Raw genomic sequence first — 24,607 nt, 5'->3', positions numbered from 1 at the left:
ACCAGCGACGATGCCAGGGCCGCGACCTACGACACCTGGCTCCATCACTACAATCACCACAGACCCCACACCGGAATCGGCGGCCAACGCCCCTCAGACCGCGTTCACAACCTCACGGGGCAAGACAACTAGATATCGAGGCGGGGCCCCTGCGGCACGGCGCCGCCCGGCAGCGCCCGGCCGAGGTGCGCGTAGGCCTGCTGCGTGGCGACGCGGCCCCGCTGCGTTCGCGTGACGAGTCCCGTGCGGACGAGGAACGGCTCGACGACGCTCTCGACCGTTTCTGCTTCCTCGCCGACGGAGACGGCGAGCGACTTGACGCCGACCGGTCCCCCGGCGAAGCGATCGATGAGCGCCTGCAGGACGGCCCGGTCGAGCCTGTCGAGGCCAAGCGCATCCACGTCGTAGACGAGCAGCGCGTGCTGCACGGCCTGCTCGTCTGCATCGGTCTCGTGGACCAGCGCGTAGTCGCGGACTCGCCGCAGGAGCCGGTTCGCGATTCGGGGCGTTCCCCGACTGCGGGTCGCGATCTCGGCGAGCGCCGCGTCGTCGACCCGGAGATCGAGAAGGCGAGCCGCGCGCGCGAGGACACGCTCGAGCTCCCCGTCCTCGTAGAACTCGAGGTGGGCGGTGAAGCCGAAGCGGTCTCGGAGCGGGTTCGGCAGGAGTCCGGCGCGGGTGGTGGCGCCGATGACGGTGAACGGGGCGAGCTCGAGGGGCACGCTGGTCGCCCCGGCCCCCTTGCCGACCATGATGTCGATCCGGAAGTCCTCCATCGCGAGGTACAGCATCTCCTCGGCGGTGCGCGCCATCCGATGGATCTCGTCGATGAAGAGGAGCTCGCCGGGCACGAGGCTCGAGAGCACGGCCGCGAGGTCGCCAGCGTGCTGGAGGGCCGGGCCGCTCGTGAGGCGGATGGGCTGCCCCGTTTCCTCCGCGACGATGAGGGCGAGCGTCGTCTTTCCGAGTCCCGGCGGCCCGGCCAGCAGGATGTGGTCGGGCGTCCGGCTCTGCATGGCCGCTGCCTTGAGCAGGAGCTCGAGCTGCACGCGAACCTTCGCCTGGCCGACGAACTCGGCGAGGTTCGCGGGACGAAGCGCCCCCTCGAAGGCGATCTCCGCCTCCGATTCCGGTGACTCGGGGATGCGCGAGACGTCGGTCACGAGCGGCTCCCCGCGGGTCCGAGGAGCTTCAGTGTCGCGCGCAGCAGCGCTGCGACGTCAGGGTCCTCGCCGTCGAGCGCCTTCGCGGCGTCTTCAACCGCGGGAGCCGCCTGCCGTTCCGCGTAGCCGAGGCCGAGCAGCGCCTCGACGACATCGCGGCGCAGTGCCGCCGAACCGTTCTGGCCGACTGGCTCGCCAGCCGCAGGACTCGGGGAGAGGGCGAGAGCGATCTTGCCGGCGAGGGAGAGGATGATGAGCTTGGCCGTCTTGGGGCCGATGCCGCTCACCGCGGTGAAGGCCTTGACGTCCTCCTCGGCGACGGCGCGTGCGACCTGCTCCGGCTCGAGGTGCGCGAGCACACCGAGCGCCGACTTCGGGCCAACGCCGGTCACCGTGATGAGGTGCTCGAAGATCTCGAGCTCCTCGGATCGCTGGAAGCCGTACAGGGTCCACGCGTCCTCGCGCACGACGAGGTGCGTGCGCACCAGCACCTCTGCGTCCAGGCGCAGCTGGAGCGCATGGGCCGGAGTCACGAAGACCTGGTAGCCGACACCGGCGGCCTCGATCGTGACCGTGGTGGCGGTTCGGTACAGCACCTGGCCGCGGAGGGAAGCAATCACCGGTCTACCGTACGCGGCGGCCGCGAGTTTTCGCGGCACGCTCGGCGGCGAGCCACGCGCTCTGCGCCGCCGTCGGCACCTCGGGCGTGCGCCCGGCAGCCGCTGGGGCTCGCCGGAGCGGGGCCGCCTCGGCAGCGCTGCCCGCGGCGGTTCCCAGTGGGGTCTTCCAGGCCGAGCAGATGGCGAGGGCCAGGGCGTCGGCCGCGTCTGCGGGCTTGGGCATCTCGTCCAGGCGCAGGATGCGCTGCACCATCGTGCCGACCTGCTTCTTCTCGGCAGATCCGTAGCCGGTGACGGCGGCCTTCACTTCCGAGGGAGTGTGCAGGGCGGCCGCGATGCCCCGGCGCTCGGCGGCGACGAGCACGACCCCGGAGATCTGGGCGACACCCATGACGCTCGGGAGGTTCTGCTGCGCGAAGACGCGCTCGAGTGCGATGGCATCGGGCGTGTACTCGTCGAGGATCGCCTCGATGCCGTCGGCGAGGAGCCGGAGGCGCCGTGGCAGTTCGTCAGCAGGTGATGACGTGACGACCGAGACGTGCACGAACTCGACCCGCTGTCGCCCGTGCACGTCGACGATGCCGAGGCCGCAGCGGGTGAGACCCGGATCGATGCCCAGGATGCGCCGCGGCACTCGGACTACTCGTCGTCTTCCGAGAGCTGCTGCTGCACCTCTGGGGACACGTCGATGTTGGTGAAGATGTTCTGCACGTCGTCGCTGTCCTCGAGGGCGTCGACGAGGCGGAAGACCTTGCGTGCGGTCTCAGCGTCGGCCTCGACCTTGACGTTCGGGACGAACTCGGCGTCCGCGGAGTCGTAGTCGATGCCGGCGGCCTGCAGGGCCGCGCGTGCGCCGACCATCTCGCTCGCCTCGGTGCGGATCTCGAATACGTGTCCGTGGTCGATGACCTCTTCGGCGCCAGCGTCGAGGACGACCTCGAGGATGTCGTCCTCGGTGGGCGTCTCCTCGTGCGGGACGACGATGACGCCCTTGCGCTCGAAGTTGAAGGCGACCGAGCCCGGGTCTGCCATGTTCCCGCCGTTGCGGCTCATGGCGGTGCGCACCTCGGCGGCTGCCCGGTTCTTGTTGTCGGTCAGACACTCGATGAGGAGCGCGATGCCTCCGGGGCCGTAGCCCTCGTACATGATGGTCGTGTAGTCGATCGATTCGCCGGTCAGACCCGCCCCGCGCTTGACGGCGCGGTTGATGTTGTCGATCGGGACGCTGGTCTTCTTCGCCTTCTGGATCGCGTCGGCCAGCGTGGGGTTTCCTGCGACGTCAGCGCCGCCGATCTTGGCGGCGACCTCGATGTTCTTGATGAGCTTGGCGAACGACTTCGCGCGGCGCGAGTCGATGATGGCCTTCTTGTGCTTCGTCGTCGCCCACTTGGAGTGTCCGGACATGTGTTCTCCGTTATTCTCGCGCGTCTCGCCGAAGGCGGGCGCCTGCTTCTGATCGTGTGCGCGCCGACACCGTTGCCCAAGAATCGGGACACGACCGGTCGTCGTCGGCGCGCGGTCTGTCCCCAGTTTACTCGTGCTCCTGGGCTGCGCCTGCTCGAGGCGAGCCGGCTTACGCGTGCTCTGGCCAGGCTCCGGCCAGGAAGACCGCCAGTGCGCGTTCGAGGGCTTCGATGTCGGAGATGGCCGCCAGCTCGCGTGCCGAGTGCATGGAGAGGATGGGGATGCCGACGTCGACGGTCGAGATGCCCAGCCTGGTGGCTGAGATCGGGCCGATGGTCGAGCCGCACGGCAGCGCGTTGTTGGAGACGAACGGCTGCACGGCGACGCCCGCGTTCTGGCAGACGCCGTTCCAGAGCGCGCTCCCCCTGGCATCGGTCGCGTACCGCTGGTTGGCGTTCAGCTTGAGGAGCGTGCCTCGTCCCGCGATCGGCCGGGATTCGTCGTCGTGCTTCTCCGGGTAGTTCGGGTGCACGCTGTGGCCGAGGTCGCTGGAGACGAGCCACGAGGCTGCGAGCGCGCGCCGCTGCTGCGCGGGTCCCGCACCGAGCCCCTCCTGGATGCGCGCGAGGACGTCGCCGAGGAAGGGACCTGCCGCTCCGGACCGGCTCGCGGACCCGACTTCTTCGTGGTCGAACGCCGCGATGACGGGGATGACGCCGTTCGGGACCGTCTCGACGAGTGCGGTCGTGGCCGCGTGGACGCTGACGAGGTTGTCGAGGCGTGCGCCGGCGAAGAGTGCGTCGCCGTGACCGAAGAGCTGAGCGTCCTGCGCGTCGGCGAGGAAGAGGTCGTACCCTGCGATCGTCTCCGGATCCACGCCTGCAGCTTCCGCGAGAGCGGTGACGACGCCGCCTGCCGCCTCGAGCCCGAGCACGGGATGCGTGTGGCGCTGCGGGTCGAGGGCAAGACCTCGCTCATTCACTCCCCTGTCGAGGTGGATGGCGAGCTGCGGGATGCGCGCGATGGGACCAGAGGCGGCGAGCACCGTCGTGCCATTGGCAAGCGCGAGACGTCCCGCGACGCGCAGCTCGCGGTCGAGCCAGGAGTTGAGCAGCGGACCGCCGTAGACCTCGACCTCGAGGCGCTGCCAGCCGTGCGCCGACGACTCGGGGGTCGGCTTGACCTTGAACCCCGGCGAGTCAGTGTGCGCTCCCACGATCGCGAACGGTGTCGTCGGAGTGGTGGATTCTGGGACGCGCCAGGCGATGACGGCGCCGTCACGCACGACGACGTACCCACCTGCTTCCTGCGGCCATTCCTCACGCTCGTCGAGGGAGGTGAAGCCCGCGTCCTCGAGCCGCCTGGCCACCTCAGCCGCCGCATGGAAGGACGACGGTGCGTCGCGGATGAAGGCGGCGAGCGAATCGCTGACCTGCTTGCTTCGCGCGGCTCTGCTCGGTCGGCGTCTCGCCATATTCGTCTCCTGGCTTCTCTCGAGTCGATGCGTGAATAGGTGTGGTCAGGCGGCGTGATCGGTGACGCGATCCAGGAAGTAGCTGTGGAACCGTGTTTCGCCGTTCATCTCCGGGTGGAATGAGGTTCCGAGCAGGTTCCCCTGCGACACCGCCACCACGCGGCCGTCAGGCAGGGCGGCCATCACCCGGGCTCGGTCGCCGACCGCGTCCACGACCGGGCCGCGGATGAAGGTGGCGTGCACCGCTGGCTCGCCCAGCTCGGGAACGTCGAGCTCGGTCTCGAACGACTGGTTCTGCGATCCGAAGGCGTTCCTGCGGACGGTGACGTCGAGCCCGCCGAAGCTCCGCTGCCCGTCGATCGCGTCCAGCACGGTGTCTGCGAGCATGATGAGCCCGGCGCAGGTGCCGAGCACCGGCATCCCGGACGAGATTCGCTTCTTGATGGGCTCGGCGATGTCGAAGATCCGCGAGAGCTTGTCGATGACGCTCGATTCCCCACCGGGGATGACGAGTCCGGCGACGGTTTCGAGCTGCGCCGGAGTGCGGACGAGCACGACTTCGGCGCCGAGGTCCGTGAGCACCTGCTGGTGCTCACGGACGTCGCCTTGCAGCGCCAGGACGCCGACCGTGGGAGCTGCCAACGACCTGCTACCAGCCGCGCTCTGCGAGGCGGTGGGGGGCAGCCAGGTCGGAGACGTTGATGCCGACCATGGCCTCGCCGAGCCCGCGCGAGGCGGCCGCGATGACGGCCGGGTCGTCGAACGCGGTGGTCGCCTTCACGATCGCGGCGGCACGCTGGGCTGGGTTGCCGGACTTGAAGATGCCGGAGCCGACGAAGACGCCGTCGGCACCGAGCTGCATCATCATGGCCGCGTCGGCGGGCGTCGCGACGCCTCCGGCGGTGAAGAGCACGACGGGCAGCTTGCCGGTCTCAGCGATCTCGCGCACCAGCTCGTACGGCGCCTGCAGCTCCTTCGCGGCGACGTACAGCTCGTCGCGGGTCATGGAGGTGAGGGCCGCGACCTCGCCGCGGATCTTTCGGATGTGCTTGGTCGCCTCGGAGACGTCGCCCGTACCGGCCTCGCCCTTGGAGCGGATCATAGCGGCACCCTCGTTGATGCGACGAAGGGCCTCACCGAGGTTCGTGGCGCCGCAGACGAATGGCGTCGTGAACTGCCACTTGTCGATGTGGTTCACGTAGTCGGCAGGGCTCAGCACCTCGGACTCGTCGATGTAGTCGACGTCGAGGGCCTGCAGCACCTGTGCCTCGACGAAGTGCCCGATGCGGGCCTTCGCCATGACCGGGATGGAGACCTCGGCGATGATGCTCTCGATGAGGTCCGGGTCGCTCATGCGCGCGACGCCGCCCTGCGCGCGGATGTCGGCGGGTACGCGCTCGAGGGCCATGACGGCGACGGCACCCGCGTCCTCGGCGATGCGGGCCTGCTCGGCCGTGACGACGTCCATGATCACGCCGCCCTTGAGCATCTCGGCGAGTCCGCGCTTGACGCGGTTCGAGCCGACGGTTCCGTCGGCCCCGACAGGGGTGGCAGTGCGTTCGCTCATGATGTCCTTAGTCTCCGCGTGCAGTCAGTGCGAGGCGGTTCGGGTGTGAAGTGTGCTCAAGTGTAGACGCGGCGCAGCCCCCGCATGGTTGGGCGAGTGCCCAATGAAAACGTTGGATGTCAGGCCCGCGGCCAAGCATCCGCCAGCGCCTGCCTCGTCTCTCCGAGGAGGGATGGGAACGCCTTCGTCTTCGCGATGATCGGGAAGAAGTTGGCGTCGAACTGCCACCGCGGCACGATGTGCTGGTGCAGGTGGCCAGCGATCCCAGCGCCGGCCAGTCGGCCCTGGTTCATGCCGATGTTGAAGCCGTCCACGTTCGAGACCTCACGCAGCACGCGCATGGCGGTCTGCGTGAGGTGCGCGATCTCGAGCACCTCGTCCTCCGTGGCCTCGTCGTACATCGCGACGTGGCGGTAGGGGCAGACGAGCAGGTGTCCCGAGTTGTACGGGTACAGGTTCATGACCACGAACGCGTGCTCGCCCCTGGCCACGATGAGCGACTTCTCGTCATCCATCGTGGGCCCGACGCAGAACGGGCAGGCGTCCGCGGCCGGGTCCTGTCCGTCCTGGATGTACGCCATCCGGTGCGGCGTCCAGAGACGCTGGAATGAGTCGGGCACCCCAGCGAAGTCCGCGGAGGGCTCGATCTCGAGACCGTCCAGCTCGCCTTCCGGGAACCCGAGGGCGCTCATGCCAGGTCTTCTGCCGTGTTGACGAGCAGGTGCTCGTCGACGGCCCCCCGGACGAGACGGATCGCGTCCTCGATCGGGACGCCGTTGCGCTGCGTGCCGTCGCGGAACCGGAACGAGACCGTCTTGGCCGCGCGGTCGTCCTCGCCGGCGATGAGCTGGAACGGCACCTTCGCCTTGGTGTGGTTGCGGATCTTCTTGGGCATGCGGTCGTCTGAGGCATCGAGCTCGGCGCGAACGCCGTGCGAACGCAGCTCGTCGACGATGGTCTGCAGGTAGTCCCCGTACTGCTCGGCGACGGGGATGGCCACGAGCTGGACCGGCGAGAGCCAGACCGGGAACGCACCGGCGTAGTGCTCGACGAGCACGCCGAAGAAGCGCTCGATCGAGCCGAAGAGCGCACGGTGGATCATGACGGGCCGCTGACGGGTGCCGTCAGGGGCCGCGTACTCCATGTCGAAGAGCTCGGGCAGATTGAAGTCGAGCTGGATGGTCGACATCTGCCACGTGCGACCGATGGCGTCTCGCGCCTGCACGGAGATCTTGGGCCCGTAGAACGCTGCTCCGCCCGGATCCGGCACCAGGTCGAGTCCTGACGCGGTCGCGACCTCCTCGAGCGTGCGAGTCGCTTCCTCCCAGGTGGCGTCGTCTCCGACGAACTTCTCCGGGTTCTTCGTCGACAGCTCGAGGTAGAAGTCGTCGAGACCGTAGTCCTTGAGGAGCGAGAGCACGAACTTGAGAGTCCTCGACAGCTCATCCCGCATCTGCTCACGGGTGCAGTAGATGTGCGCATCGTCCTGCGTGAAGCCGCGCGCACGAGTCAACCCGTGCACGACCCCGGACTTCTCCATGCGGTAGACGGTGCCGAACTCGAACATGCGCAGCGGCAGCTCGCGGTACGAGTGCGCGCCCTGGTTGTAGATCAGGTTGTGCATGGGGCAGTTCATGGGCTTCAGGTAGTAGTCCTGGCCCTGCTTCGTGACGTTGCCCACCTCGTCGACTTCCTCGTCGATGCGCATCGGCGGGTACATTCCGTCGCGATACCAGTCGAGGTGGCCCGAGATCTCGTAGAGTCGCCCCTTCGTGATGTGCGGGGTCGAGACGAAGCTGTACCCCTCCTGCACGTGGCGCTTGCGGGAGTGCTCCTCCATCTCGAGCTTGATGATGCCGCCCTTGGGGTGGAAGACCGGAAGACCGGAGCCGAGCTCGTCCGGGAAGCTGAACAGGTCGAGCTCACGACCGAGGCGACGGTGGTCGCGCTTCATGGCCTCCTCGATGCGCTCCTTGTACGCGCGCAGCTCGTCTTTCGTCGGCCAGGCGGTGCCGTAGATGCGCTGCAGCTGAGGGTTCTTCTCTGATCCGCGCCAGTAGGCGGCGGCGGAGCGGAGGATGGCGAAGCCGTTGCTGAGCATGCGAGTCGACGGCACGTGCGGGCCTCGGCAGAGGTCCTTCCAGTAGACCTCGCCGGTCTTCGGGTCGACGTTGTCGTAGATGGTGAGCTCGCCCGCCCCGACCTCGACGGACTCGTTGTCCGCGTTCGCGCCGGTGCCCTTGATGTTGATGAGCTCGAGCTTGTACGGCTCGCTCGCGAGTTCCGCTCGAGCCTCGTCATCGGTGACGACGCGACGCACGAAGCGCTGGCCCTGACGCTGGATGCGCTGGGCCTCCTTCTCGATGGCCTTGAGGTCCTCAGGGGTGAACGGGGTCTCGACGTCGAAGTCGTAGTAGAAGCCATCGGTGATGGGCGGACCGATACCGAGCCTGGCGTCCGGGTTGATCTTCTGCACGGCCTGCGCGATGACGTGCGCGGCGGAGTGGCGGAGGATGCTCAGCCCCTCTTCGCTGTCGATCGTGACCGGCTCTGCGACTGCACCGTCCGGTACCTCGCGGGCCAGGTCGACGAGTTCCCCGTCCAGCTTCATCGCGACGACGGAGCGGTCGGTGAAGAGCTCGAATCCGGTGGTCGTCGCGCCGCCGGCATCGCTCTGGCGGGGTTCGGTCTCGAGGTCAACGGGATCGCTGGTCACGATGCTCCTTGTCGTTAGGCATGAACAAGCGACCACTTTATCGCGGCACCGGCTCACGCCGAGCACCGGTCGACGCGCGACGAACGAGTTCCCCTACTTCGCGGGACGGTTTCCCTTGGCGGTGAAGGTGCCGATGTCCTCGGGCTCGTCCGAACTCGCTGATGCCGTCGTGGGCCGCTTCGAGTTCCCGGCAGGGTCCGTGCCCTCGTCACGAGCGGAGCTCTTCTTCTCTGAGGCGGCCGTGCCGTCCTTGCCGAGCGTGTCCACGAGGCTGTTCAGGGCGAGGAGCGCGAGTCGGATCTTCTGATGGTGTCGACCGTCCGTCTTCACGTCGAGCTTCTCGGCAAGCTTCACCGCCTGCTCCTTGATGACGCTCTCGCGACCCGTGACGACCTTCTTGAGCCCCGTGTGCACGGCCTGCACGCGCGCTCCCGAGTTCGCGGAATCGCGCACTCGGCCGCCCCTCGGCTCGCCCGTGTTCGCACCTGCGCTGCTGCCCGTCGAAGACATGGTTCCTCCAAGTGCGCCGCTCGGCGCGATCCGTGATGGGAACAAGATACGCCGGGTCGAGATACATCGCGTGTGAAGACGCTGGGTGACGCGACGCGTGCAGATACACAGCCAAGAAGGCGGCACATCCGGCTAGCCTGAAGTCAGCGATCGGCGGACTGCCTTTGGCGTACGAACAACCGAAGGTTGCCGACCGAGGGGATCCTCACATCACGACTTCATCTTCTGCGCTCCCCCAGGCCTCAGGCCCGCTTCAGGGTCTCGGTCGCGTCCGAACCACGAAGCCCCGCACACCGGGAGCGAAGTCCGTCACGCAGAGCTACAGCGCAGTGTCGAAGGTCATCCGTGAGATGGGGCTCCTCAAGCGCACTCGCTGGTTCTACGGAATGCTGGCTGCTGGCCTCATCGTCGCCCTGGGTGGCGCGATCACCGGCTTCATCCTCCTCGGCGACAGCTGGTTCCAGCTGCTCATCGCCGCGGCGCTCGGCATCATCTTCACGCAGTTCGCGTTCATCGCGCACGAGGCCTCGCATCGACAGGTGCTCGAGTCCGGCCCGGGCAACGACCGCCTCGGTCGCTTCCTCGCGGCGGGCGTCGTCGGCATGAGCTACAGCTGGTGGATGACGAAGCACACGAAGCACCACGTGAACCCGAACAAGATGGGCAAAGACCCTGACATCGACTTCGACACGATCTCGTTCACCGAGGAAGACGCCCGGAAGCAGACCGGTCTCCTCGCACTGATCACGCGCAAGCAGGGCTACCTTTTCTTCCCGCTGCTCACGTTCGAGGGCTACAACCTCCACTTCCGCTCGATCAAGTCGCTCTTCACGCGGCAGCCGATCAAGGGTCGCTGGGTCGAGTTCACCATGATCGCAGTGCGCTTCGCGATCTACTTCGGCGCCATCTTCTGGCTCCTGCCCGTCGGCATGGCCTTCGCGTTCGTCGCCGTGCAGATGGCCGTCTTCGGCGTCTACATGGGCGCCTCCTTCGCGCCGAATCACAAGGGCATGCCGATCATCCCGGCAGACGTCAAGATGGACTTCTTCAGCAAGCAGGTGCTCACGTCCCGCAATGTCAGCGGTGGCTGGTGGGCCAGCGCGCTCATGGGCGGTCTCAACTACCAAGTCGAGCACCACCTCTTCCCGAGCATGCCGCGTCCGCACCTCGCTCGAGCTCGCGAGATCATCCGCGAGCACTGCCAGAACCTCGAGGTGCCGTACACCGAGACGACGCTCATCAAGTCGTACGGCATCGTGATCGAGTACCTGAACCGCGTTGGCCTGCAGGCACGAGACCCGTTCGACTGCCCGCTCGTCAATCAGTTCCGTCGCGTGTGACCTGACCCCACACGTGCTCGAAGGCCCATCCGGATCATCCGGGTGGGCCTTCTTCGTGTCCCTCCCAGGTCACTCGCCGACGTCTATTCGTAGATCTACGAATAGGGGCGTATGCTCGAGTCATGAGCATCCACTTCCAAGCACAGATGCCTTCCGGCTGGAAGGCCACGAGCGCCATCCGCACCATGCGCTTCCCGGGCGGCGAGGTCTCCCTCGTCGTGCCCGACTCCCTTGAGGAGGTGCCGGCCTACGCCACCGTGACCGGTGCTGACCCGTCGGACCTCGTTGCCCTCGGGATGTGGGCCGACTACACCCACGGGCTCGGGCACCGCGCCGTCGCCCTCCTCCCGTACCTGCCCGCGGCCCGGGCCGACCGCGGCGTGCCGTTCGGCGCGAGGGTCTACGCCGAGCTCATCAACAGCTTCCGGCTCGACCAGGTGATCGTCTTCGACCCTCACTCCCGAGTCGCGCCCGCGCTGATCGACAACGTCAAGGTGATCGGCTCCGCACCGTACATCCGTCGTGCCACGATCGGTCGTGTCGGCGACACCCACGACTTCACGGGCGTCATCGCGCCGGACGCGGGCGCCGTCACCCGTGCGCAGGCTGCGGCCGACGCGTTGCACCTTCCGCTCTTCCGTGCACAGAAGCACCGCGACTTCGCCACGGGCAGACTCTCCGGCTTCAGCTGCGAGCAGCTGCCGGAGCACGGACGACTGCTTGTGGTCGACGACATCTGCGACGGCGGCGGCACGTTCAGAGGACTTGCAGAGGCGACGGGCCTGAATCGCGAGCGGCTCTCCCTCTTCGTGAGCCACGGCGTGTTCTCCGGCGAGGCGCCTGCCCTGCGCCAGCACTTCGCCGAGATCATCACCACCGATTCGCACCCCGGTTCCGCTCGCGAAGGCGTGGCGACCAAGGTGCTCTCGATTCGCAACATCCTTGCCCCTTTCGTCGAGCGCTGAGCAGCGCGACGACGACCTCCACCTCGCCACCAGAAAGGCACGACCATGAACTTCACGGCAATCGCTCCCCTCTTCCAGACGGACGCGTACAAGCTCGGCCACCTGCAGCAGTACGGACTCGCGGGGAACGTCACGGGCGTCTACTCCAACTACACGAACCGCGGATCCCGCATCGCGGACATCGGGGCCGTCGTGCACTTCGGGCTCCAGGCGTTCCTTGAGCGCTACACGGACTCCTTTCGGGTGTTCTTCGAGGCCGACGAGGACGAGGTCTGCGCGGCCTACGAGGCACGAGTCGCGCGCATCCTCGGCCCGAACACGATCGGGAGCGCGCACATCCGCGCACTGCACCGGCTCGGGTTCCTGCCCCTGCGGTTCTGCGCTGTCCCAGAAGGCACGGCGGTACCGCTGCGCATCCCGAGCTTCACGATCGAGAACACGCACCCCGACTTCTTCTGGCTGACGAACTACGTCGAGACGGTCCTGAGCGCGGAGATCTGGCAGGCCTCGACGACGGCGACGCTCGCCAGGGCCATGCGAGAGACGCTCGAGGTCGCGGCCGCCAGGACGGGCACGCCGCCCGCAGCCGTCGACTGGCAGGGACACGACTTCTCCTACCGTGGCATGTCCTCCAACGAGACTGCGGCGATGAGCGGCGCCGCGCACCTGCTCAGCTTCACGGGAACCGACTCTCTCGTCTCCATCGACTGGATCGAGCGCCACTACGGCGGCGAGTTCGTCGCGGGGAGCGTGCCTGCGACCGAGCACTCCGTGATGTGCGCCGGCATCGCCACGGTCGGCGAGCGCGAGCTGTTCGAGCGGCTCCTCCACCTGTACCCGAGCGGCATCGTCTCCGTGGTCTCCGACACGTTCGACCTCTGGCGCGTCCTCACCGAGTACCTGCCCGCCCTCAAGCAGGAGGTGCTCGCGCGCGACGGCAAGCTCGTCATTCGGCCGGATTCAGGCGACCCCGTCGACATGCTCTGCGGTATCGAGGACGAGGGCCATGGCGTCAGCACGGCCGAGCGGAAGGGGGTCATCGAACTCCTCTGGGACACGTTCGGCGGCACCGTGAACGCCGCGGGCTTCCGGGAGCTCGACCCGCACATCGGCGCCATCTACGGCGACTCCATCACCCGCGAGCGGGCTGTGCGCATCACCGAGCGACTCGCGGCGAAGGGCTTCGCGTCTGGAAACGTCGTCTTCGGCATGGGAAGCTTCGGGTACCAGTACCAGACCAGGGACACGTTCATGTCCGCGATCAAGGCGACGTGGATCCGAGTCGATGGTCGCGGCGTCGACATCCGGAAGGACCCAGTGACCGACAGCGGAACGAAGAAGAGCGCGACGGGGCGACTCGCCGTCGTCCGAGACGCAGACGCTCGGATGCGCCTCATCGAGCGCGCCACGCCCGCGGAGGAGGCTGAATCCCTCCTGCAGACCGTGTGGGAGGACGGGGCGTTCGTTCGCCGTCAGACGTTCTCCGACATTCGCGCGGTGCTGGCCGCGCAGACGGTGCTGCGTTGAGCGAAGCGTACGATCAGCCGCTCGTCGCGATGGATGCACTGCCCGTGCGCTATCGCGACGAGCGGCTGGAGTTCGGTCTGGCGGTGCGACAGTACGACCCGCATGCGGGCGTCGAGGCCCTTCCGGGGGTGCTCCTGCTTGCGGGCGAGCACGGGCCGGGCCCAGTGCTGCGTGCCATGCGCACGAAAGCCGGTATCCCGGAGCCCGAGGTGCGGTTTACCCGCCAGCTCGGCTGGTTCGACGGCACCATGCGCGACCCACGCAGTGCGACGATCTCCCTCGCGAGTCTCGTGTTCCTCGAACCGGGTGCCCGTGCCGGCGAACTGGTCTGGCATCCGCTCGACGACGCGCTGCGCCTGCCCTTCGACCACACGGTGATCGTAGAGGCGGCGCGTGTGAGGCTCGGTGAGATCCTCTGGCGGGACTGGGAGGTCACGCGAGCGCTGCTCGGCGAGAAGTTCACCTCCGGCACCGCCCTCGCGCTCGGTGCAGCGCTGAAATCGGAGCCGTACGATCGCCCGAACTTCCGACGCTGGCTCGAGGGAACCGGTGTCGTGCGGGTCACCACCGACACGACGGGCGTCAAGCTCAGGGGCCGCACGACCGTGTGGGAGTGGAGCGACTGAGTCATTCTGAGGAAAAACCGGGCACCTTGCAGGTCCACACACGAAGAGAGGATTGGGCTCATGGCCGAGATGCCGCACATCGCAGAGGCCTGGGAGATGATCGAGCGCGTCCTGCGCCGTCACGTCCCTGCCGTCGCTGACACGTTGCGTCCCGGCGCAGACGACGCTTCGCTTGACCAGCTTGCAGGCGCAGTCGGTGACCTGCCAGACGAACTGGTGGCGAGCCTGCGCATTCATGACGGGCAGGACAACCCGACGCAGCTCCTCGACCTTTTCGACTATCTGGCATTCCTGAGCATCGAGGCAATGCTCGAAGATCACCGCGTGCGGTCCGAAGCGCTCGGCGACGATGTGGGCTCGACGGAGTATTCGTGGATGGCTCCGGATCGGGTGCGAGCGATTCCGAACAGCAGCGGCTGGCTCCGCTTCACGGATTCTGACGGGACGGGTCACGCCGTGGACCTCGATCCGCTCCCCGCAGGCCAACGTGGGCAGGTCATCTGGCTGCCGATCGACGGACCGACTCCTGCTCCGATCGCAGTCTCCTACGGGGCCTGGTTGACGAGTCTGGCCCGCCGCCTCGACGACGGGGAATTCACCGTCGATAGCGAACTCGGCGTTCTCCGACTCGAACGGGACCTCACGGCGTGAGCGCTCGGCGATCCCGGCCGCCGTCGTGGGCCCTCGCCTGACTCCGTTCGAAGACCCAGACGGCCTTCGTGTCCGGGAACCAGGGCGCCCCGTCCTCCTCGAGAACAGTCCATCCCGCGAGGTGCTGTCGATACCCGGGCTGGATCCACGCCTCCCTGTGCAGGAGCGACAGCTCCGGGTCCATGGCCAGAACCGCGTGTGGAAGTTCGTCGAACTCGAACTGGCAGTACTGCTCCTGGGCCTCTCTCGGCAGCGACCCCTCACCCCAGCTGACCGTGAGGAGCGCCTCCGTGACAGCACGCGCTGTCGCCATGAACGTGTGGGGGCCGCGTGCGGTGAAGTCCGCGAGCTCGGGCACTGGGACCTGCTCCCGGTAGGCGCCGAGCAGATCGTCCCCATCCCGTCCCGGGGTGACGAGCGTCAGCGGCCGGTCCGGGTTGCTCGGCATGACGAAGTCGCGGATGATCAGCACCCCGTCGGGGGCGAGCGCCCTCCCGATAACGGCGAGGTTCGCCAGCGCAGCCTGTCGACCGTGCTCTGGTCCCCGCGGGTTGTACGAGGCGATCTCGTGCAGCACCGAGCTCATGACGATGCCGTCGAGGTCGCGCAACCCGAGTTCCGAAAGCTGCTCGGCGGTCCCTGACCGCACCGTAATGCCGGGGATAGCACGCAAGTGGGCGACCGCGTCGGCGGAGTCGTCGAGCGCTATGACGTCGTCCACGTCAGGAAGTGCTGCGGTCCTGGCCGCCAGCTCTCCCCCGCCGGCGCCGATGTCGAGAATGCGTCCACCGCGAAGCCAGTCGGTGAGCTCGGTCTTCTCGTCGACGGCGGCCGCCATACGCCGGAAGTAGCGTTCCTCGAGTCTCGAGCGCTGACTGCCTGCGGCTGCGGAGCCTGTCGTATCCCTCGCGGACGTCATGGTGAGGATCCTCCGCTTGTTCGGCAGTGACGGCGGACACGAAGAAGGCCCCTGAAATTCAGGGGCCTTCTTCTCGATGGTGGGCGATACTGGGATCGAACCAGTGACCTCTTCCGTGTCAGGGAAGCGCGCTACCGCTGCGCCAATCGCCCATTGCGAGGTGACGACGGGATTCGAACCCGTGTGGACGGCTTTGCAGGCCGCTGCCTCGCCTCTCGGCCACGTCACCGTGTTGTGGGTTGAAACCCGTGCAAACTCCGTTTGGTGTTTACCACCAGACTGAGTCACACTCGAGCGGATGACGAGATTCGAACTCGCGACCCTCACCTTGGCAAGGTGATGCGCTACCACTGCGCCACATCCGCATCGCGCTTGTCTCGGGAACTTCCGTTCCGGCTTGACCAGCGCGAGAATGACTCTATAGGAACTCGAGCCGCGATACAAAATCCACCGGTGTAATTCGCCGAAAGTCCTGGTCAGAACGGCAAGCCGCGGCGGGCGTCTTGGGTCTCCTGCACGAGGGGCTGGTGCGAACAGTCGCCGGAGGGTGCCGTTCGAGGCGCTGCAAGCACGTCCGCAGTCCCGGGGCGTGCACGACTGACTCGTGCACGTGGACGACACGGCGACACGGTTCGGCACTTCAGTGCCGCGTGCTCATCCCCCGCCGGATTCTGTGGCATGATTAGTCCTCGTCGCGGGTGATTGGCGCAGTTGGTAGCGCGCTTCCTTCACACGGAAGAGGTCGTGGGTTCGAGTCCCGCATCACCCACCGCACGCACAAGGCTCGAACCCTTGCCAATGGAAACGTTGGCAGAGGTTCGGGCCTTGTTCATGTCTGCGGCCCAGGTCAGCGCGTTAGCGTTGACCTGCGGATCGAGGAGCATTTCGAAGGGCCGGTTGTGCTCGACGCGCAACTCGTTGTCCTCGTCGATGAAGACCTTCGTGAAGAACGCCTGGTTGCACAGCCGCCGGTTGGTGTCGTCGCAGCGGGCGTAGATGTCAGCGCAGTTGGCGAGCAGGCCGAGCGCGTCATCGAGGTGGGCGCGAGCGTCGGCGTAGTCGCCGAAGTGGGCGTCGATACGGCGGGTTACCTGGTCGAGTTCGGCGACGATGCGGTCTTGCTCGCGCTTGAGTACGGAGAGCGGTATCGCGTCGGCGTAGTGCGCTTGCATGAGGCGGTCTTGCTCGCTTTCGAGCCGGTTGCGGTTGGTGGTGAGGCGTTCCAGTTCCTCGGTTTCGGCGGCCATGAGCCGGTCGAACTCGTGGTGGAGCATCCCCGCGAGTGCGTCTTGCTGGGCCGGCGTGATCTGGACGCGCGTGTAGTAGTCCTCGACGAGTTTCTCGACGTCCTCGATGAGCATCGCCTGGCGCGTGCAGTCGGTGTGCTTGGAGTGCCGCCCGGAGCACACGAAGTAGCAGTAGACGTTGCCGTGGCGGTTCTTCGCGTTGGAGACGATGAGCCGTGATCCGCATTGGCCGCAGTGGATGGTGCCTTTGAGGTAGTGGCCGTGGACTTGGGTTGCCTCGACGGCGCACTGGTGCGCGGTGAGCACGGACTGGACCTGGTACCAGACCTCGGCAGGCACGAGGGCCGGGTGGTTGCCCTTGTAGCGGGTGCCTCGGTAGATGACATCGCCCTTGTAGTACGGGTTGGTCAGGAGGCGATGGATGGTGGACACGGCCAAGGGCTTCGCCGGCCTCTTCGGCGTGGGCAGGCTGCGCAGTCCGCGCGAGGTGAGTTCGTCGTGGAGCTGGCTGACGCTCCAGTTCCCGGAGGCGTATGCCTTGAAGGCCCACTCGATCATGGGCGCGCGCTCGGGGTCGAGTTCGATGGTGCGAAGCTCGCGGCCCATCTCGTCGCGCTTGCGGACGTTCAGATACCCGATGGGCGCTCGTCCGTTTGTACCGCCGCCGATGGCTTTCTGCGTCATGCCCTTGGTGACTTCGGTGGCGAGGTTGCGGGAGTAGAACTCGGCGATCGTGGACATGATGCCGTGCAGCAGCATCCCGGAGGGCGTCTCGTCGATGTTCTCCGACGCGGATACGAGCACGACCCCGCACTGTTGGAGTGCGAGGTGGATGCTCACATCGTCGGCTCGGTTCCTGGCGAGCCGGTCGACCTTGTGAACGATGCAGTACGCGACCTTGTTGGCCTTGACGTACTGGATCATCCGCATGAGCTCGGGCCGGTCGGAGGACTTGGCTGAGGCTCCCGCGTCAACGAACTCCTCGACGATGCCGGCGCCGAGCTGTTCGGCCTTGCGCCTGGTCGCTTCGCGTTGGGCGGGGATCGAGAAGCCTTCGTCGGTGCCGCCCTTCTCTGCCTGCTCACGGGTTGAGACCCGCAGGTACGACACTGCGACGGCAGCGGTCCGGGGCGGGTCGATGAGGCTGGCTGCCGGATCGTCGGCAATGGTGGTCATCGGTGGCTCACTCTCACGCGGTTCGACCCTCGCGCTCCCACTGCGGTGGGAGGGGCGTTGATCGTGAGAGCAGCCGGTGAAGGCTGTAGGGCGAGACCCGATGGTCTCGGTGCGTGTTGCCCGCCAGATGACGAGGTTTGGGCCACAACGCCCCGCGTTGCGAGGCTTGCGAGGTTCATTCTACCGGGCGGCCTCTGAGGTGGCCAGGTCATCGGGGGCCGCCCGGTAGGTGTCGGGCACCCGGGCCGCTTCGCGGGCGGCTCGGCTCTCGCCTGTCTCCTGCAACGTCAGCCGGATGAGAACTTCGGTGAGCTTGTGCAGGTCGGCGCGGTCGCGATGCACGGCCCGGACGGAGAACGACCGCTCCTCGTAGGGGCGACGGTCGGTCTTCTTGGCATAGCGGCTCATCGGTCTACGGACCCTCGTCGTCGGCGAGACTGGCGTAGAACTCGTCTTCGGCTTCCTGCCGCTTGCGGACCTGGGTGATCACGAAGTCCACGAACTCTTCGTCCCTGTCGTCGAACTTCACCTCCTGGATCGCGGGGGCGGGCTCTTCGCCGGGCCAGGCGGCCTGCCGGGTGGGACGGTCGCGGTCCCCGCGCGTACTGCAGGCGGTGACCCAGTAGCGGAGGCGTTCTCGCGCGTCTGCGAAGTCGCGATGCCAACCGAGGGGTGCGGACGCGTTCTGCTCGGGGTCGTAGGCAGCCAGCCAGTGCAGGTGCAGTGCCGACAACTCCCAGACCATCTCCGGATGGTGATGCCAGAACGGCGGAATCACCGAGACCTGAAGTCCGTAGGTGCGGCGCAGCCAGTCCACCCACCGGTTCAGCGCGAGCCATTCCTGCTCCAGCTCGTGAGCGGTGAGCAGGTTCCAGTTCACCGGGTGTGGCGGCTCGGGCATGTCGGCGTTGGTGACGCGGGGCGGCCCGTCGAACACGTCAGGCTCATCCACCTCGGACGGTCCGACGGGGACATCGGGTGCTGCGGGTTCTTGGTTCTGATCGTTCGTCATGGTCTGGCTCCCGAACTCACATGCTGACCGGCGCGGCCTGTGCCACAGCGTTCGTTCGCTGGGGCGGCTCGTAGGCGGCTGCGTCTCGTCCGGCCGAGTTGCGCGGGGTGCGGTCTACCTCGTAGCGGGTTCGCGCGGCGTCGTGGCCGATCTTCTTGGCGATGAACTCTTCGCCCTCGATCGCCTGGCCATTGCGCTCGTAGTTGACCGGGCGCGTGTAGCCCTCGGCCAAGAAGTTGTCGCCCTGGGCGAAGTTCGCGTGTGCATGCTCGGCCGACCGTCCGAACATCACCAGGTGGTGGTAGGTCGTCTCGGTCTGGGTGAACGAGCCGTCTTCCTCGCGGCGGAAGTGCTCCTTGCCAATGCGGGCGAAGAACCTCGCGTCGCCCTTGGCCGTCTCGGTGAGCAACGGCTCCGAGGCGATGAAGCCTGACAGTGACTCCTGGGTATGAATGGCCATGATGGCGTCCTCCTGAACTCGGGCGACCAGCTGCACGTGGTCGCTGTGTCAGGCAGGTACGCCCCGGCACCCAGAGTCGTCAGGATGCGGGGCTGCGCAGGAGAGCTTCGAGCTCCGCGCGATCGCTGCGGAGCTGCGCGGCATCCTGCCGGGAGGGCCAAGCGCGTAGGTCGGTGACGATGGGTGGTGCGGAGCGGAGCATGGTGATGCCGGTGCCGAACGGCAGCGTGCGGATGCGGTCTGGCGGCAGGATCGGCACGCGGCGGATGGAGCGTTGGTTGGAGCGGGTACCGCCGTCCCCGAGAGTCACCGAGTCGGTGTACTCGTCGCGTTCGCCGATGAGGGTGGAAAGGTCTTGGAGGTCGCGGCTGTTGGAGGCGCCGCCGAGGATGATCTTGACGATGCTGGCGTCCCAGATCGCGCCGGCCTGGTGCTCGCTCCACCGGTCGCGGGCCTGGGCAAGAGACTGCAACACGGGCATGGTGGTAATCCCGGTGCCGCCACCTTCGGCCATGAGCGTCGGGAGCGACGGCAATGGCGCGAGGTTCCCGATCTCGTCGAGCGCGAGCAGCAGCGGCGGATCAAGCCTGGCTCCGGGCGAGCGGGCGGCGAGCCTGCGCGCTGTCTCGATGAGGTCTTCGACGAACGCCGCAACCAGCGACGCGGAGGCACCCGCACCTGCCCCGGTGGCGAGCAGATAGAGGGTGCCGTGCTCGGTGAGGAAGGTCTCGGGGTCGAACTGCTCGTCCGGCTCAGGTGACACCGCGTCGAGCACGCGAGGGTCGGCAAGCGCGGCGAAGGCGAGGGAGACGCCTTGCCAGATGCTGTCGCGGGTCTTGGGGTCGGCGTCGATCATCGCGGCCAGGGAGTCGTCCCAGCCCATCGCCGCGTTCGGGTGGGAGTTGAGGATCGCGACCGCTTCGGAGGCAGCCGAGGGGTCGAGGGTCCATCTAAACAGTTCGGCGGGTGGTCTGCCGTCGAGGGCTGCGGCGTGCAGCAAGCTCTGAAGCGCGGTGCGGGTCTTGCCCTCCCAGAAGCCTCCGGACTCCACCCCACCAGCGGAGAGGCCGGTAGCGGCGGCGAGGCCGTTGGCGCGGATCATCGCGGTCAGTGGGTCGTGGCAGCCGCGTACCGGTGACCAGCGCAACCCGGCAGGGATGCCCTCGGCCAGGCGTTGCGGGTCGAACACCGCGACCGGGCCGCCGCGACGGCGGCGGGCGCGGAGGGTGGCGGTGAGGTTGTCGGGCCGGGTGCTGGTGGTGACGACCGCGCCGGGTGCGTCGAGGATCGCGTTGATGACGACATGGAGGCCTTTGCCGGAGCGGGGCGGGCCGATCAGCAGGATCGAGTCCTCGACCGATGCCCATACCTTCGTGCCGCGACTGGCTCCGAGGAGGTAGCCGACATCCTCCGGTGTTGGGGATTCCAGCGACGGCCGCAAGGTGTCAGCGCGGTGCAGCAGTGCCTTCGCCGATGCGGCCGTCTTCACTTCCTGGCTGGTGGCGGTCCCGGCGAGGCGGTGTGGGTCGGTCTCAGTCTTCCTGGTGTGGTGGCGCAGCATGATCCAGACCCAGACGGTCCCGGCGGCGAGCCCGCCGAGCATGACCGTGCTGATGAGCCAGTAGAGGATCGGGTTGAGCCCGTCGGCACCGAGTGTGGTCGCGGGGTCGGCGGGGTTGAACAGCACTCCGAGGCCCGCGGCCGGGCCGGCGTCCGGCTGTGGCAGGCCGGTGAGGAACGCGGTGATGCTGCCGGCTGCGCGCAGCACGAGCGCGATGCCGAACATGCCAATCAGCCCGATGAGGGCGGCGTTGGCGGTGTTGCAGGCGGTAGTGGCGGAGAGGCTGCTCGCGGACCCGGAGCTTGCCGGGGCGCGGATCGTTCAGAACGAGCATCTGAGCGTGCTTGCGTGGATGGTTTCCACGGACCGCCTTGAGATTCGTGTCGGTGTCCCACGGGGAAAGAACGGCGACTTGCTTACGCATCGAGAGTCGGGTCGCTACTTCCACACCAAATACGGCATCTTCGCGGATGGCTACGGTAATCGAGTCGCCTTCAACGGATCGAACAACTCATCGGTGACAGCCTGGGCGAGGAACCACGAGACGTTCGACGCCTACCATCCTGGAATGTCCCGATCTGGGACTACCTGGGTGTACACAAGGTGCTCGACTTCGAGAAACATTGGACCGACAACGCCGACGCAGGATGGGCAGTCATCGACCTGCCGTCGGCAGTGCGGCAGCACCTCATCGAACACGCGCCCGAGAACCCACCGCTACCATCCGGCGTTGTCTTGCCACCTTTGGAGGTGCCGACCTCGTCGGAAGACGACACCGAAGGGTTCGACGTCGAGGAAGCATGGGACGAGCTCGTCGCCTTGCGGGACGCACCGACCGAATCGCCCTGGACCGGTATCGGATCAGCATGGGCGCAGCCCCTCCCACACCAAGCAGAACTCATCAGCCGTGTCGTAAACACCTACCCGCGCGGCTACCTGTTCGCCGACGAGGTTGGACTCGGCAAGACCGTGGAAGCGGGCATGGTCCTTCGCGAGCTCTTCACATCAGGCCGGGCGAAGAAGGCACTGCTACTTGTCCCCGCATCTGTGATGAAGCAGTGGCAAGAGGAACTCCACGAGAAGATGAACCTCGATGTCGCGCGATTCGACAAGGGCTCCTTCGTGGATCGCTATGACGAGCCGATCCCGGTCGATCCAAGTGCCAATCCATGGTCGGCGTTCCCCATCGTGCTCGCGTCATCGCACCTCGCTCGCCGCCGCGACCGCCGGCGGCAGATACTCGACGCCGGGCCCTGGGATGTCGTCCTCGTAGACGAAGCACACCACGCCCGTCGACGCGGCTCCAAGCCGACCCACACCGCGAACTCACTGCTGGCGCTGCTCCAAGAGATGCGAGGCAAAGAGATGTGGCGTGCGCTGTACCTCGCCACCGCTACACCGATGCAGATGAACCCGCACGAAGCCTGGGACCTGATCTCCCTTCTCGGGCTCAAGGGCCGATGGGCTGTCAGCGCCGAAGACTTCATCCGGTACTTCAAGCTTCTGGCAATCGATCCGATGCACCGTCATTGGGACCTGCTATGCGCGATGTTGGAGGACTACTTCTCCGACCCGCAGGCCGAGCGGGACGCTGACCTCGAACGGCAGATCGACGACGCGCTTGGCTGGACTGGTGGTTATGTGGTTACGGCCCTGGCCGGAAACCCGCCGAGCGCGGACCTGAAAGCCAAGTTCCCCAACGAGACCTCCGAGTGGATGGACAAGTGGCTCCGCCGGCACACTCCGATGCGGGATCGCGTGTTCCGCAATACCAGAAAGACGATGCGCGCGTACCAGGCAGCCGGGATCATCCCTGACGACGTGGTCATCCCATATCGCCACGTCAAGGACGAGTTCATCCCGCTGGAGCCAAACGAGCGCCGACTATACGAGCGCATTGAGGAGTACATCCGCCGCCACTACAACGCGTACATGGCGGAGGCGGGCAATCAGGCACTCGGATTCATCATGACCGTCTATCGCCGTCGCCTGACCTCATCGTTTGAGGCGATCAAGCGGTCTCTTCGTCGCCGACTGAGTGTCTTGGAAGACGGCAAGAACCTGACTGAACTGCTCACCGATGACGACAACGTGGATGTCGAAGGATCACTGTTCGAGCCAGAGGCATTCGACACCAGGGCCGACCGACTCCGCGACGAGATCGCCGAACTCAAGTCGTTCCTCCAAGACCTCGACAGCATCTCCGGCGAAGACAGCAAGGCCAGCCAGCTCGTTGCTGACGTGACTGAGGCGCTGAACACGTACTCGTCTGTGGTTGTCTTCACCCAGTACGCCGACACGATGGACTACGTCCGTGAGCGGTTGCTCACGGCGGGGTACCGCCGCCTCGGCTGCTACTCGGGCCGGGGCGGTGAGGTCTACGACGCCGAATCCGGATCATGGGCCGAGGTCGCAAAGTCGGAGATCAAGACCAAGTTCCGTAGTGGCGAGCTTGAAGTTCTCATCGGCACCGACTCCATGAGTGAGGGTCTTAACCTGCAAACTTCGGGACGGCTCATCAACTACGACATGCCATGGAATCTGATGCGGGTGGAGCAGCGGATCGGCCGCGTTGATCGCATCGGGGCGTCCTACAAGGACATTCGCATCAGCAACTACTTCTACGCCGATACCGTCGAGGAACAGGTCTACAAGGGCATCGCAGAGGATTACGGAGACTTCACTGACATCGTCGGCGATGCCGCCCCTGTGCTGGCAAACATCGAGAAGGCCATCGAGCGTCTCGCCCTGACCGGGCACACAACGCCCACCGACATCAAGTCTGAGGTCGGCGAAATCCGACAGCAAGTCGAGGACATCAAGAACGAACCGGTGGGCAACGACGATCTGGGTGAACCCGCCGGTGAGAGCCACGTCAAGGAACCGCCCCAGCTCGTCGGCGCCACAACACCAGAGGAACTGGAGCGTCGGCTCACGACGAATGGGCTCAGCCGCGCTGCGTTCGAAGTGGACGACCAGCACCCAAAGGTCTACCGACTCAAGCCGCCAGCCGAGAGTCTGTCCAAGCTGTCCTTCAGCGAACTCGATGGCGTACGCGACATTGAGGAGTACTTCGATCCGTCTCCCGTCGAGGCACTGCCGGTCACGTTTGACCGCGCCACATGGGACGAGAGCGACGACGCCTCGCTGGTCTTCCTCACATATGGGACACCTGAACTCGCGGCACTTCTACCGGCCGTGGACGCCGCCGACTGACGCTCCTGCGGGCGTCACTCGCGATCCCAACCCCCGAAGTGCCGACGCCGCCTGGAGCGGCAGGACGCCTTTGCCGAGCGCAGTGATCCGTTGGTTCTGCGTCAGCTCGTCGATGTCGGTGACCCATCCAGTCGGCAGGCCCATCAGCCTCTCCACGAACGCCGGGGCAGGGCGTGGGCCGTCGGCGTCGTTCAAGAGGGCTGGCGCAGGTGCGGCTCTTCCGGTGATGTGTTCCCAGCGGGTGATGGCGTCGGCGTAGCGTCCCCAGCGCTGAACAGTCCGTCGATCAGGGACCACAGCGTCTCCGACTCGGCTCTCCTGTTCGGTGATGATGGCGCTCATCGAAATTCCCCAGAGTTGCTCATCGGAATTCCTCAGGTCGCGTGGTCAGGTTAGCGCAGGTTCGTGCCGGTCGTGACGCGGCGGAGTTCGTCTGCGGCGGTGGCGTGGTGG

The 24,607-nt window shown here is 66.6% G+C and carries 24 protein-coding genes and 4 tRNA genes; 8 read left to right on the top strand and 20 right to left on the bottom strand.

What is annotated here, in order from left to right; translation table 11 throughout:
* Positions 1-132: integrase core domain-containing protein (locus ABVF28_RS16580; protein ID WP_371031372.1), on the top strand; the 132-nt coding region annotated here is incomplete at its 5' end.
* Here the strand turns inward: ABVF28_RS16580 and ruvB are convergent.
* The 10 genes from ruvB to ABVF28_RS16530 all read right to left on the bottom strand — a co-directional run bounded on the left by ruvB (position 129) and on the right by ABVF28_RS16530 (position 9,454).
* Complete coding sequence (ruvB, locus tag ABVF28_RS16575) at positions 129-1,163, bottom strand: Holliday junction branch migration DNA helicase RuvB (protein ID WP_104311981.1); 1,035 nt, start codon at positions 1,161-1,163, stop codon at positions 129-131. The genes ABVF28_RS16580 and ruvB overlap by 4 nt on opposite strands.
* Positions 1,160-1,783 (bottom strand): Holliday junction branch migration protein RuvA, encoded by a 624-nt coding sequence (gene ruvA, locus ABVF28_RS16570; RefSeq protein WP_371031369.1) that lies wholly within the window; start codon positions 1,781-1,783, stop codon positions 1,160-1,162. The genes ruvB and ruvA overlap by 4 nt, the downstream gene beginning before the upstream one ends.
* Before the next feature lie 4 nt (positions 1,784-1,787).
* Positions 1,788-2,417, bottom strand: coding sequence for a crossover junction endodeoxyribonuclease RuvC (gene ruvC / locus ABVF28_RS16565; RefSeq protein ID WP_371031368.1), 630 nt, complete (start codon positions 2,415-2,417; stop codon positions 1,788-1,790).
* Between the two features lie 5 nt (positions 2,418-2,422).
* Positions 2,423-3,187 (bottom strand): YebC/PmpR family DNA-binding transcriptional regulator, encoded by a 765-nt coding sequence (locus ABVF28_RS16560; RefSeq protein ID WP_104311984.1) that lies wholly within the window; start codon positions 3,185-3,187, stop codon positions 2,423-2,425.
* A gap of 169 nt (positions 3,188-3,356) precedes the next feature.
* Positions 3,357-4,661 carry a M18 family aminopeptidase gene (locus ABVF28_RS16555; protein ID WP_371031367.1) on the bottom strand — a complete coding sequence of 435 codons (1,305 nt, stop codon included), beginning with the start codon at positions 4,659-4,661 and terminating at the stop codon, positions 3,357-3,359.
* Between the two features lie 45 nt (positions 4,662-4,706).
* Positions 4,707-5,303, bottom strand: a complete 597-nt coding sequence (gene pdxT / locus ABVF28_RS16550; protein WP_371031366.1) for a pyridoxal 5'-phosphate synthase glutaminase subunit PdxT — start codon at positions 5,301-5,303, stop codon at positions 4,707-4,709.
* Between the two features lie 7 nt (positions 5,304-5,310).
* A complete protein-coding gene (gene pdxS / locus ABVF28_RS16545; protein ID WP_151423520.1) occupies positions 5,311-6,228 on the bottom strand; it encodes a pyridoxal 5'-phosphate synthase lyase subunit PdxS in 918 nt (305 codons plus the stop codon).
* A 119-nt stretch (positions 6,229-6,347) separates the two neighbouring features.
* Positions 6,348-6,920 carry an HIT domain-containing protein gene (locus ABVF28_RS16540; protein ID WP_371031365.1) on the bottom strand — a complete coding sequence of 191 codons (573 nt, stop codon included), beginning with the start codon at positions 6,918-6,920 and terminating at the stop codon, positions 6,348-6,350.
* Entirely contained in the window at positions 6,917-8,839 is a 1,923-nt protein-coding gene (gene thrS / locus ABVF28_RS16535) for a threonine--tRNA ligase (RefSeq protein ID WP_371031371.1), read from the bottom strand. The genes ABVF28_RS16540 and thrS overlap by 4 nt, the downstream gene beginning before the upstream one ends.
* A gap of 198 nt (positions 8,840-9,037) precedes the next feature.
* Positions 9,038-9,454, bottom strand: a complete 417-nt coding sequence (locus ABVF28_RS16530; RefSeq protein WP_371031364.1) for a hypothetical protein — start codon at positions 9,452-9,454, stop codon at positions 9,038-9,040.
* A gap of 329 nt (positions 9,455-9,783) precedes the next feature.
* Between ABVF28_RS16530 and ABVF28_RS16525 the strand changes: the two genes are divergently transcribed.
* The 5 genes from ABVF28_RS16525 (at position 9,784) to ABVF28_RS16505 (ending at position 14,563) form a co-directional block, all read left to right on the top strand.
* Positions 9,784-10,794, top strand: coding sequence for an acyl-CoA desaturase (locus ABVF28_RS16525; RefSeq protein ID WP_258068132.1), 1,011 nt, complete (start codon positions 9,784-9,786; stop codon positions 10,792-10,794).
* A gap of 122 nt (positions 10,795-10,916) precedes the next feature.
* On the top strand, positions 10,917-11,759 hold the full coding sequence (locus ABVF28_RS16520; RefSeq protein WP_371031363.1) for a ribose-phosphate pyrophosphokinase: 843 nt from the start codon (positions 10,917-10,919) through the stop codon (positions 11,757-11,759).
* A gap of 45 nt (positions 11,760-11,804) precedes the next feature.
* Positions 11,805-13,286 carry a nicotinate phosphoribosyltransferase gene (locus ABVF28_RS16515; protein ID WP_371031362.1) on the top strand — a complete coding sequence of 494 codons (1,482 nt, stop codon included), beginning with the start codon at positions 11,805-11,807 and terminating at the stop codon, positions 13,284-13,286.
* Positions 13,283-13,912 carry a hypothetical protein gene (locus ABVF28_RS16510; RefSeq protein WP_371031361.1) on the top strand — a complete coding sequence of 210 codons (630 nt, stop codon included), beginning with the start codon at positions 13,283-13,285 and terminating at the stop codon, positions 13,910-13,912. The genes ABVF28_RS16515 and ABVF28_RS16510 overlap by 4 nt, the downstream gene beginning before the upstream one ends.
* A 60-nt stretch (positions 13,913-13,972) precedes the next feature.
* Complete coding sequence (locus ABVF28_RS16505; RefSeq protein WP_371031360.1) at positions 13,973-14,563, top strand: SMI1/KNR4 family protein; 591 nt, start codon at positions 13,973-13,975, stop codon at positions 14,561-14,563.
* Here ABVF28_RS16505 and ABVF28_RS16500 read toward each other — a convergent pair.
* The 4 genes from ABVF28_RS16500 to ABVF28_RS16485 form a co-directional block, all read right to left on the bottom strand.
* Positions 14,553-15,482: a hypothetical protein gene (locus tag ABVF28_RS16500; protein ID WP_371031359.1), complete on the bottom strand. Its 930-nt coding sequence runs from the start codon at positions 15,480-15,482 to the stop codon at positions 14,553-14,555. The genes ABVF28_RS16505 and ABVF28_RS16500 overlap by 11 nt on opposite strands.
* A gap of 77 nt (positions 15,483-15,559) precedes the next feature.
* Positions 15,560-15,634: transfer RNA gene (locus tag ABVF28_RS16495), tRNA-Val, on the bottom strand.
* A gap of 6 nt (positions 15,635-15,640) precedes the next feature.
* A tRNA-Cys gene (locus ABVF28_RS16490) sits at positions 15,641-15,711 on the bottom strand.
* A gap of 64 nt (positions 15,712-15,775) precedes the next feature.
* Positions 15,776-15,847: transfer RNA gene (locus ABVF28_RS16485), tRNA-Gly, on the bottom strand.
* Between the two features lie 331 nt (positions 15,848-16,178).
* Between ABVF28_RS16485 and ABVF28_RS16480 the strand changes: the two genes are divergently transcribed.
* Positions 16,179-16,251, top strand: a tRNA-Val gene (locus ABVF28_RS16480).
* Here the strand turns inward: ABVF28_RS16480 and ABVF28_RS16475 are convergent.
* The 5 genes from ABVF28_RS16475 to ABVF28_RS16455 form a co-directional block, all read right to left on the bottom strand.
* Positions 16,211-17,905 (bottom strand): recombinase family protein, encoded by a 1,695-nt coding sequence (locus ABVF28_RS16475; RefSeq protein ID WP_371031370.1) that lies wholly within the window; start codon positions 17,903-17,905, stop codon positions 16,211-16,213. The two genes, ABVF28_RS16480 and ABVF28_RS16475, sit on opposite strands and share 41 nt — an antisense overlap.
* Before the next feature lie 180 nt (positions 17,906-18,085).
* Entirely contained in the window at positions 18,086-18,313 is a 228-nt protein-coding gene (locus ABVF28_RS16470; RefSeq protein ID WP_371031358.1) for a hypothetical protein, read from the bottom strand.
* 4 nt (positions 18,314-18,317) lie between these two features.
* Positions 18,318-18,917: a hypothetical protein gene (locus ABVF28_RS16465; RefSeq protein WP_175460191.1), complete on the bottom strand. Its 600-nt coding sequence runs from the start codon at positions 18,915-18,917 to the stop codon at positions 18,318-18,320.
* Positions 18,918-18,933: 16 nt separating this feature from the next.
* Positions 18,934-19,377, bottom strand: coding sequence for a single-stranded DNA-binding protein (locus ABVF28_RS16460; RefSeq protein ID WP_371031357.1), 444 nt, complete (start codon positions 19,375-19,377; stop codon positions 18,934-18,936).
* A gap of 79 nt (positions 19,378-19,456) precedes the next feature.
* Positions 19,457-21,163 (bottom strand): type IV secretory system conjugative DNA transfer family protein, encoded by a 1,707-nt coding sequence (locus ABVF28_RS16455; protein WP_371031356.1) that lies wholly within the window; start codon positions 21,161-21,163, stop codon positions 19,457-19,459.
* 378 nt (positions 21,164-21,541) lie between these two features.
* Between ABVF28_RS16455 and ABVF28_RS16450 the strand changes: the two genes are divergently transcribed.
* Positions 21,542-24,154 carry a DEAD/DEAH box helicase gene (locus tag ABVF28_RS16450; protein WP_371031355.1) on the top strand — a complete coding sequence of 871 codons (2,613 nt, stop codon included), beginning with the start codon at positions 21,542-21,544 and terminating at the stop codon, positions 24,152-24,154.
* On the opposite strand, the gene ABVF28_RS16445 is transcribed toward ABVF28_RS16450, so the two are convergent.
* Positions 24,128-24,496, bottom strand: coding sequence for a hypothetical protein (locus tag ABVF28_RS16445; RefSeq protein WP_371031354.1), 369 nt, complete (start codon positions 24,494-24,496; stop codon positions 24,128-24,130). The two genes, ABVF28_RS16450 and ABVF28_RS16445, sit on opposite strands and share 27 nt — an antisense overlap.
* Positions 24,497-24,607 lie beyond the last annotated feature (111 nt).

The sequence above is a fragment of the Pseudoclavibacter sp. JSM 162008 genome (assembly GCF_041366455.1).
In the GTDB taxonomy this organism is placed as follows: Bacteria; Actinomycetota; Actinomycetes; order Actinomycetales; family Microbacteriaceae; genus Pseudoclavibacter.
The sequence above is the reverse complement of the archived record's forward strand: the minus strand, read 5'-3'. Positions and strand labels throughout refer to the sequence as shown.

Coding starts and splice junctions, on each gene's coding strand:
- ABVF28_RS16560 (WP_104311984.1), bottom strand. CDS start 3,187: ATGTCCGGACACTCCAAGTGGGCGACGACGAAGCACAAGAAGGCCATC.
- ABVF28_RS16555 (WP_371031367.1), bottom strand. CDS start 4,661: ATGGCGAGACGCCGACCGAGCAGAGCCGCGCGAAGCAAGCAGGTCAGC.
- pdxS (WP_151423520.1), bottom strand. CDS start 6,228: ATGAGCGAACGCACTGCCACCCCTGTCGGGGCCGACGGAACCGTCGGC.
- ABVF28_RS16540 (WP_371031365.1), bottom strand. CDS start 6,920: ATGAGCGCCCTCGGGTTCCCGGAAGGCGAGCTGGACGGTCTCGAGATC.
- thrS (WP_371031371.1), bottom strand. CDS start 8,839: ATGAAGCTGGACGGGGAACTCGTCGACCTGGCCCGCGAGGTACCGGAC.
- ABVF28_RS16530 (WP_371031364.1), bottom strand. CDS start 9,454: ATGTCTTCGACGGGCAGCAGCGCAGGTGCGAACACGGGCGAGCCGAGG.
- ABVF28_RS16520 (WP_371031363.1), top strand. CDS start 10,917: ATGAGCATCCACTTCCAAGCACAGATGCCTTCCGGCTGGAAGGCCACG.
- ABVF28_RS16515 (WP_371031362.1), top strand. CDS start 11,805: ATGAACTTCACGGCAATCGCTCCCCTCTTCCAGACGGACGCGTACAAG.
- ABVF28_RS16505 (WP_371031360.1), top strand. CDS start 13,973: ATGGCCGAGATGCCGCACATCGCAGAGGCCTGGGAGATGATCGAGCGC.
- ABVF28_RS16500 (WP_371031359.1), bottom strand. CDS start 15,482: ATGACGTCCGCGAGGGATACGACAGGCTCCGCAGCCGCAGGCAGTCAG.
- ABVF28_RS16475 (WP_371031370.1), bottom strand. CDS start 17,905: ATGACCACCATTGCCGACGATCCGGCAGCCAGCCTCATCGACCCGCCC.
- ABVF28_RS16470 (WP_371031358.1), bottom strand. CDS start 18,313: ATGAGCCGCTATGCCAAGAAGACCGACCGTCGCCCCTACGAGGAGCGG.
- ABVF28_RS16465 (WP_175460191.1), bottom strand. CDS start 18,917: ATGACGAACGATCAGAACCAAGAACCCGCAGCACCCGATGTCCCCGTC.
- ABVF28_RS16460 (WP_371031357.1), bottom strand. CDS start 19,377: ATGGCCATTCATACCCAGGAGTCACTGTCAGGCTTCATCGCCTCGGAG.
- ABVF28_RS16455 (WP_371031356.1), bottom strand. CDS start 21,163: ATGTTCGGCATCGCGCTCGTGCTGCGCGCAGCCGGCAGCATCACCGCG.
- ABVF28_RS16445 (WP_371031354.1), bottom strand. CDS start 24,496: ATGAGCGCCATCATCACCGAACAGGAGAGCCGAGTCGGAGACGCTGTG.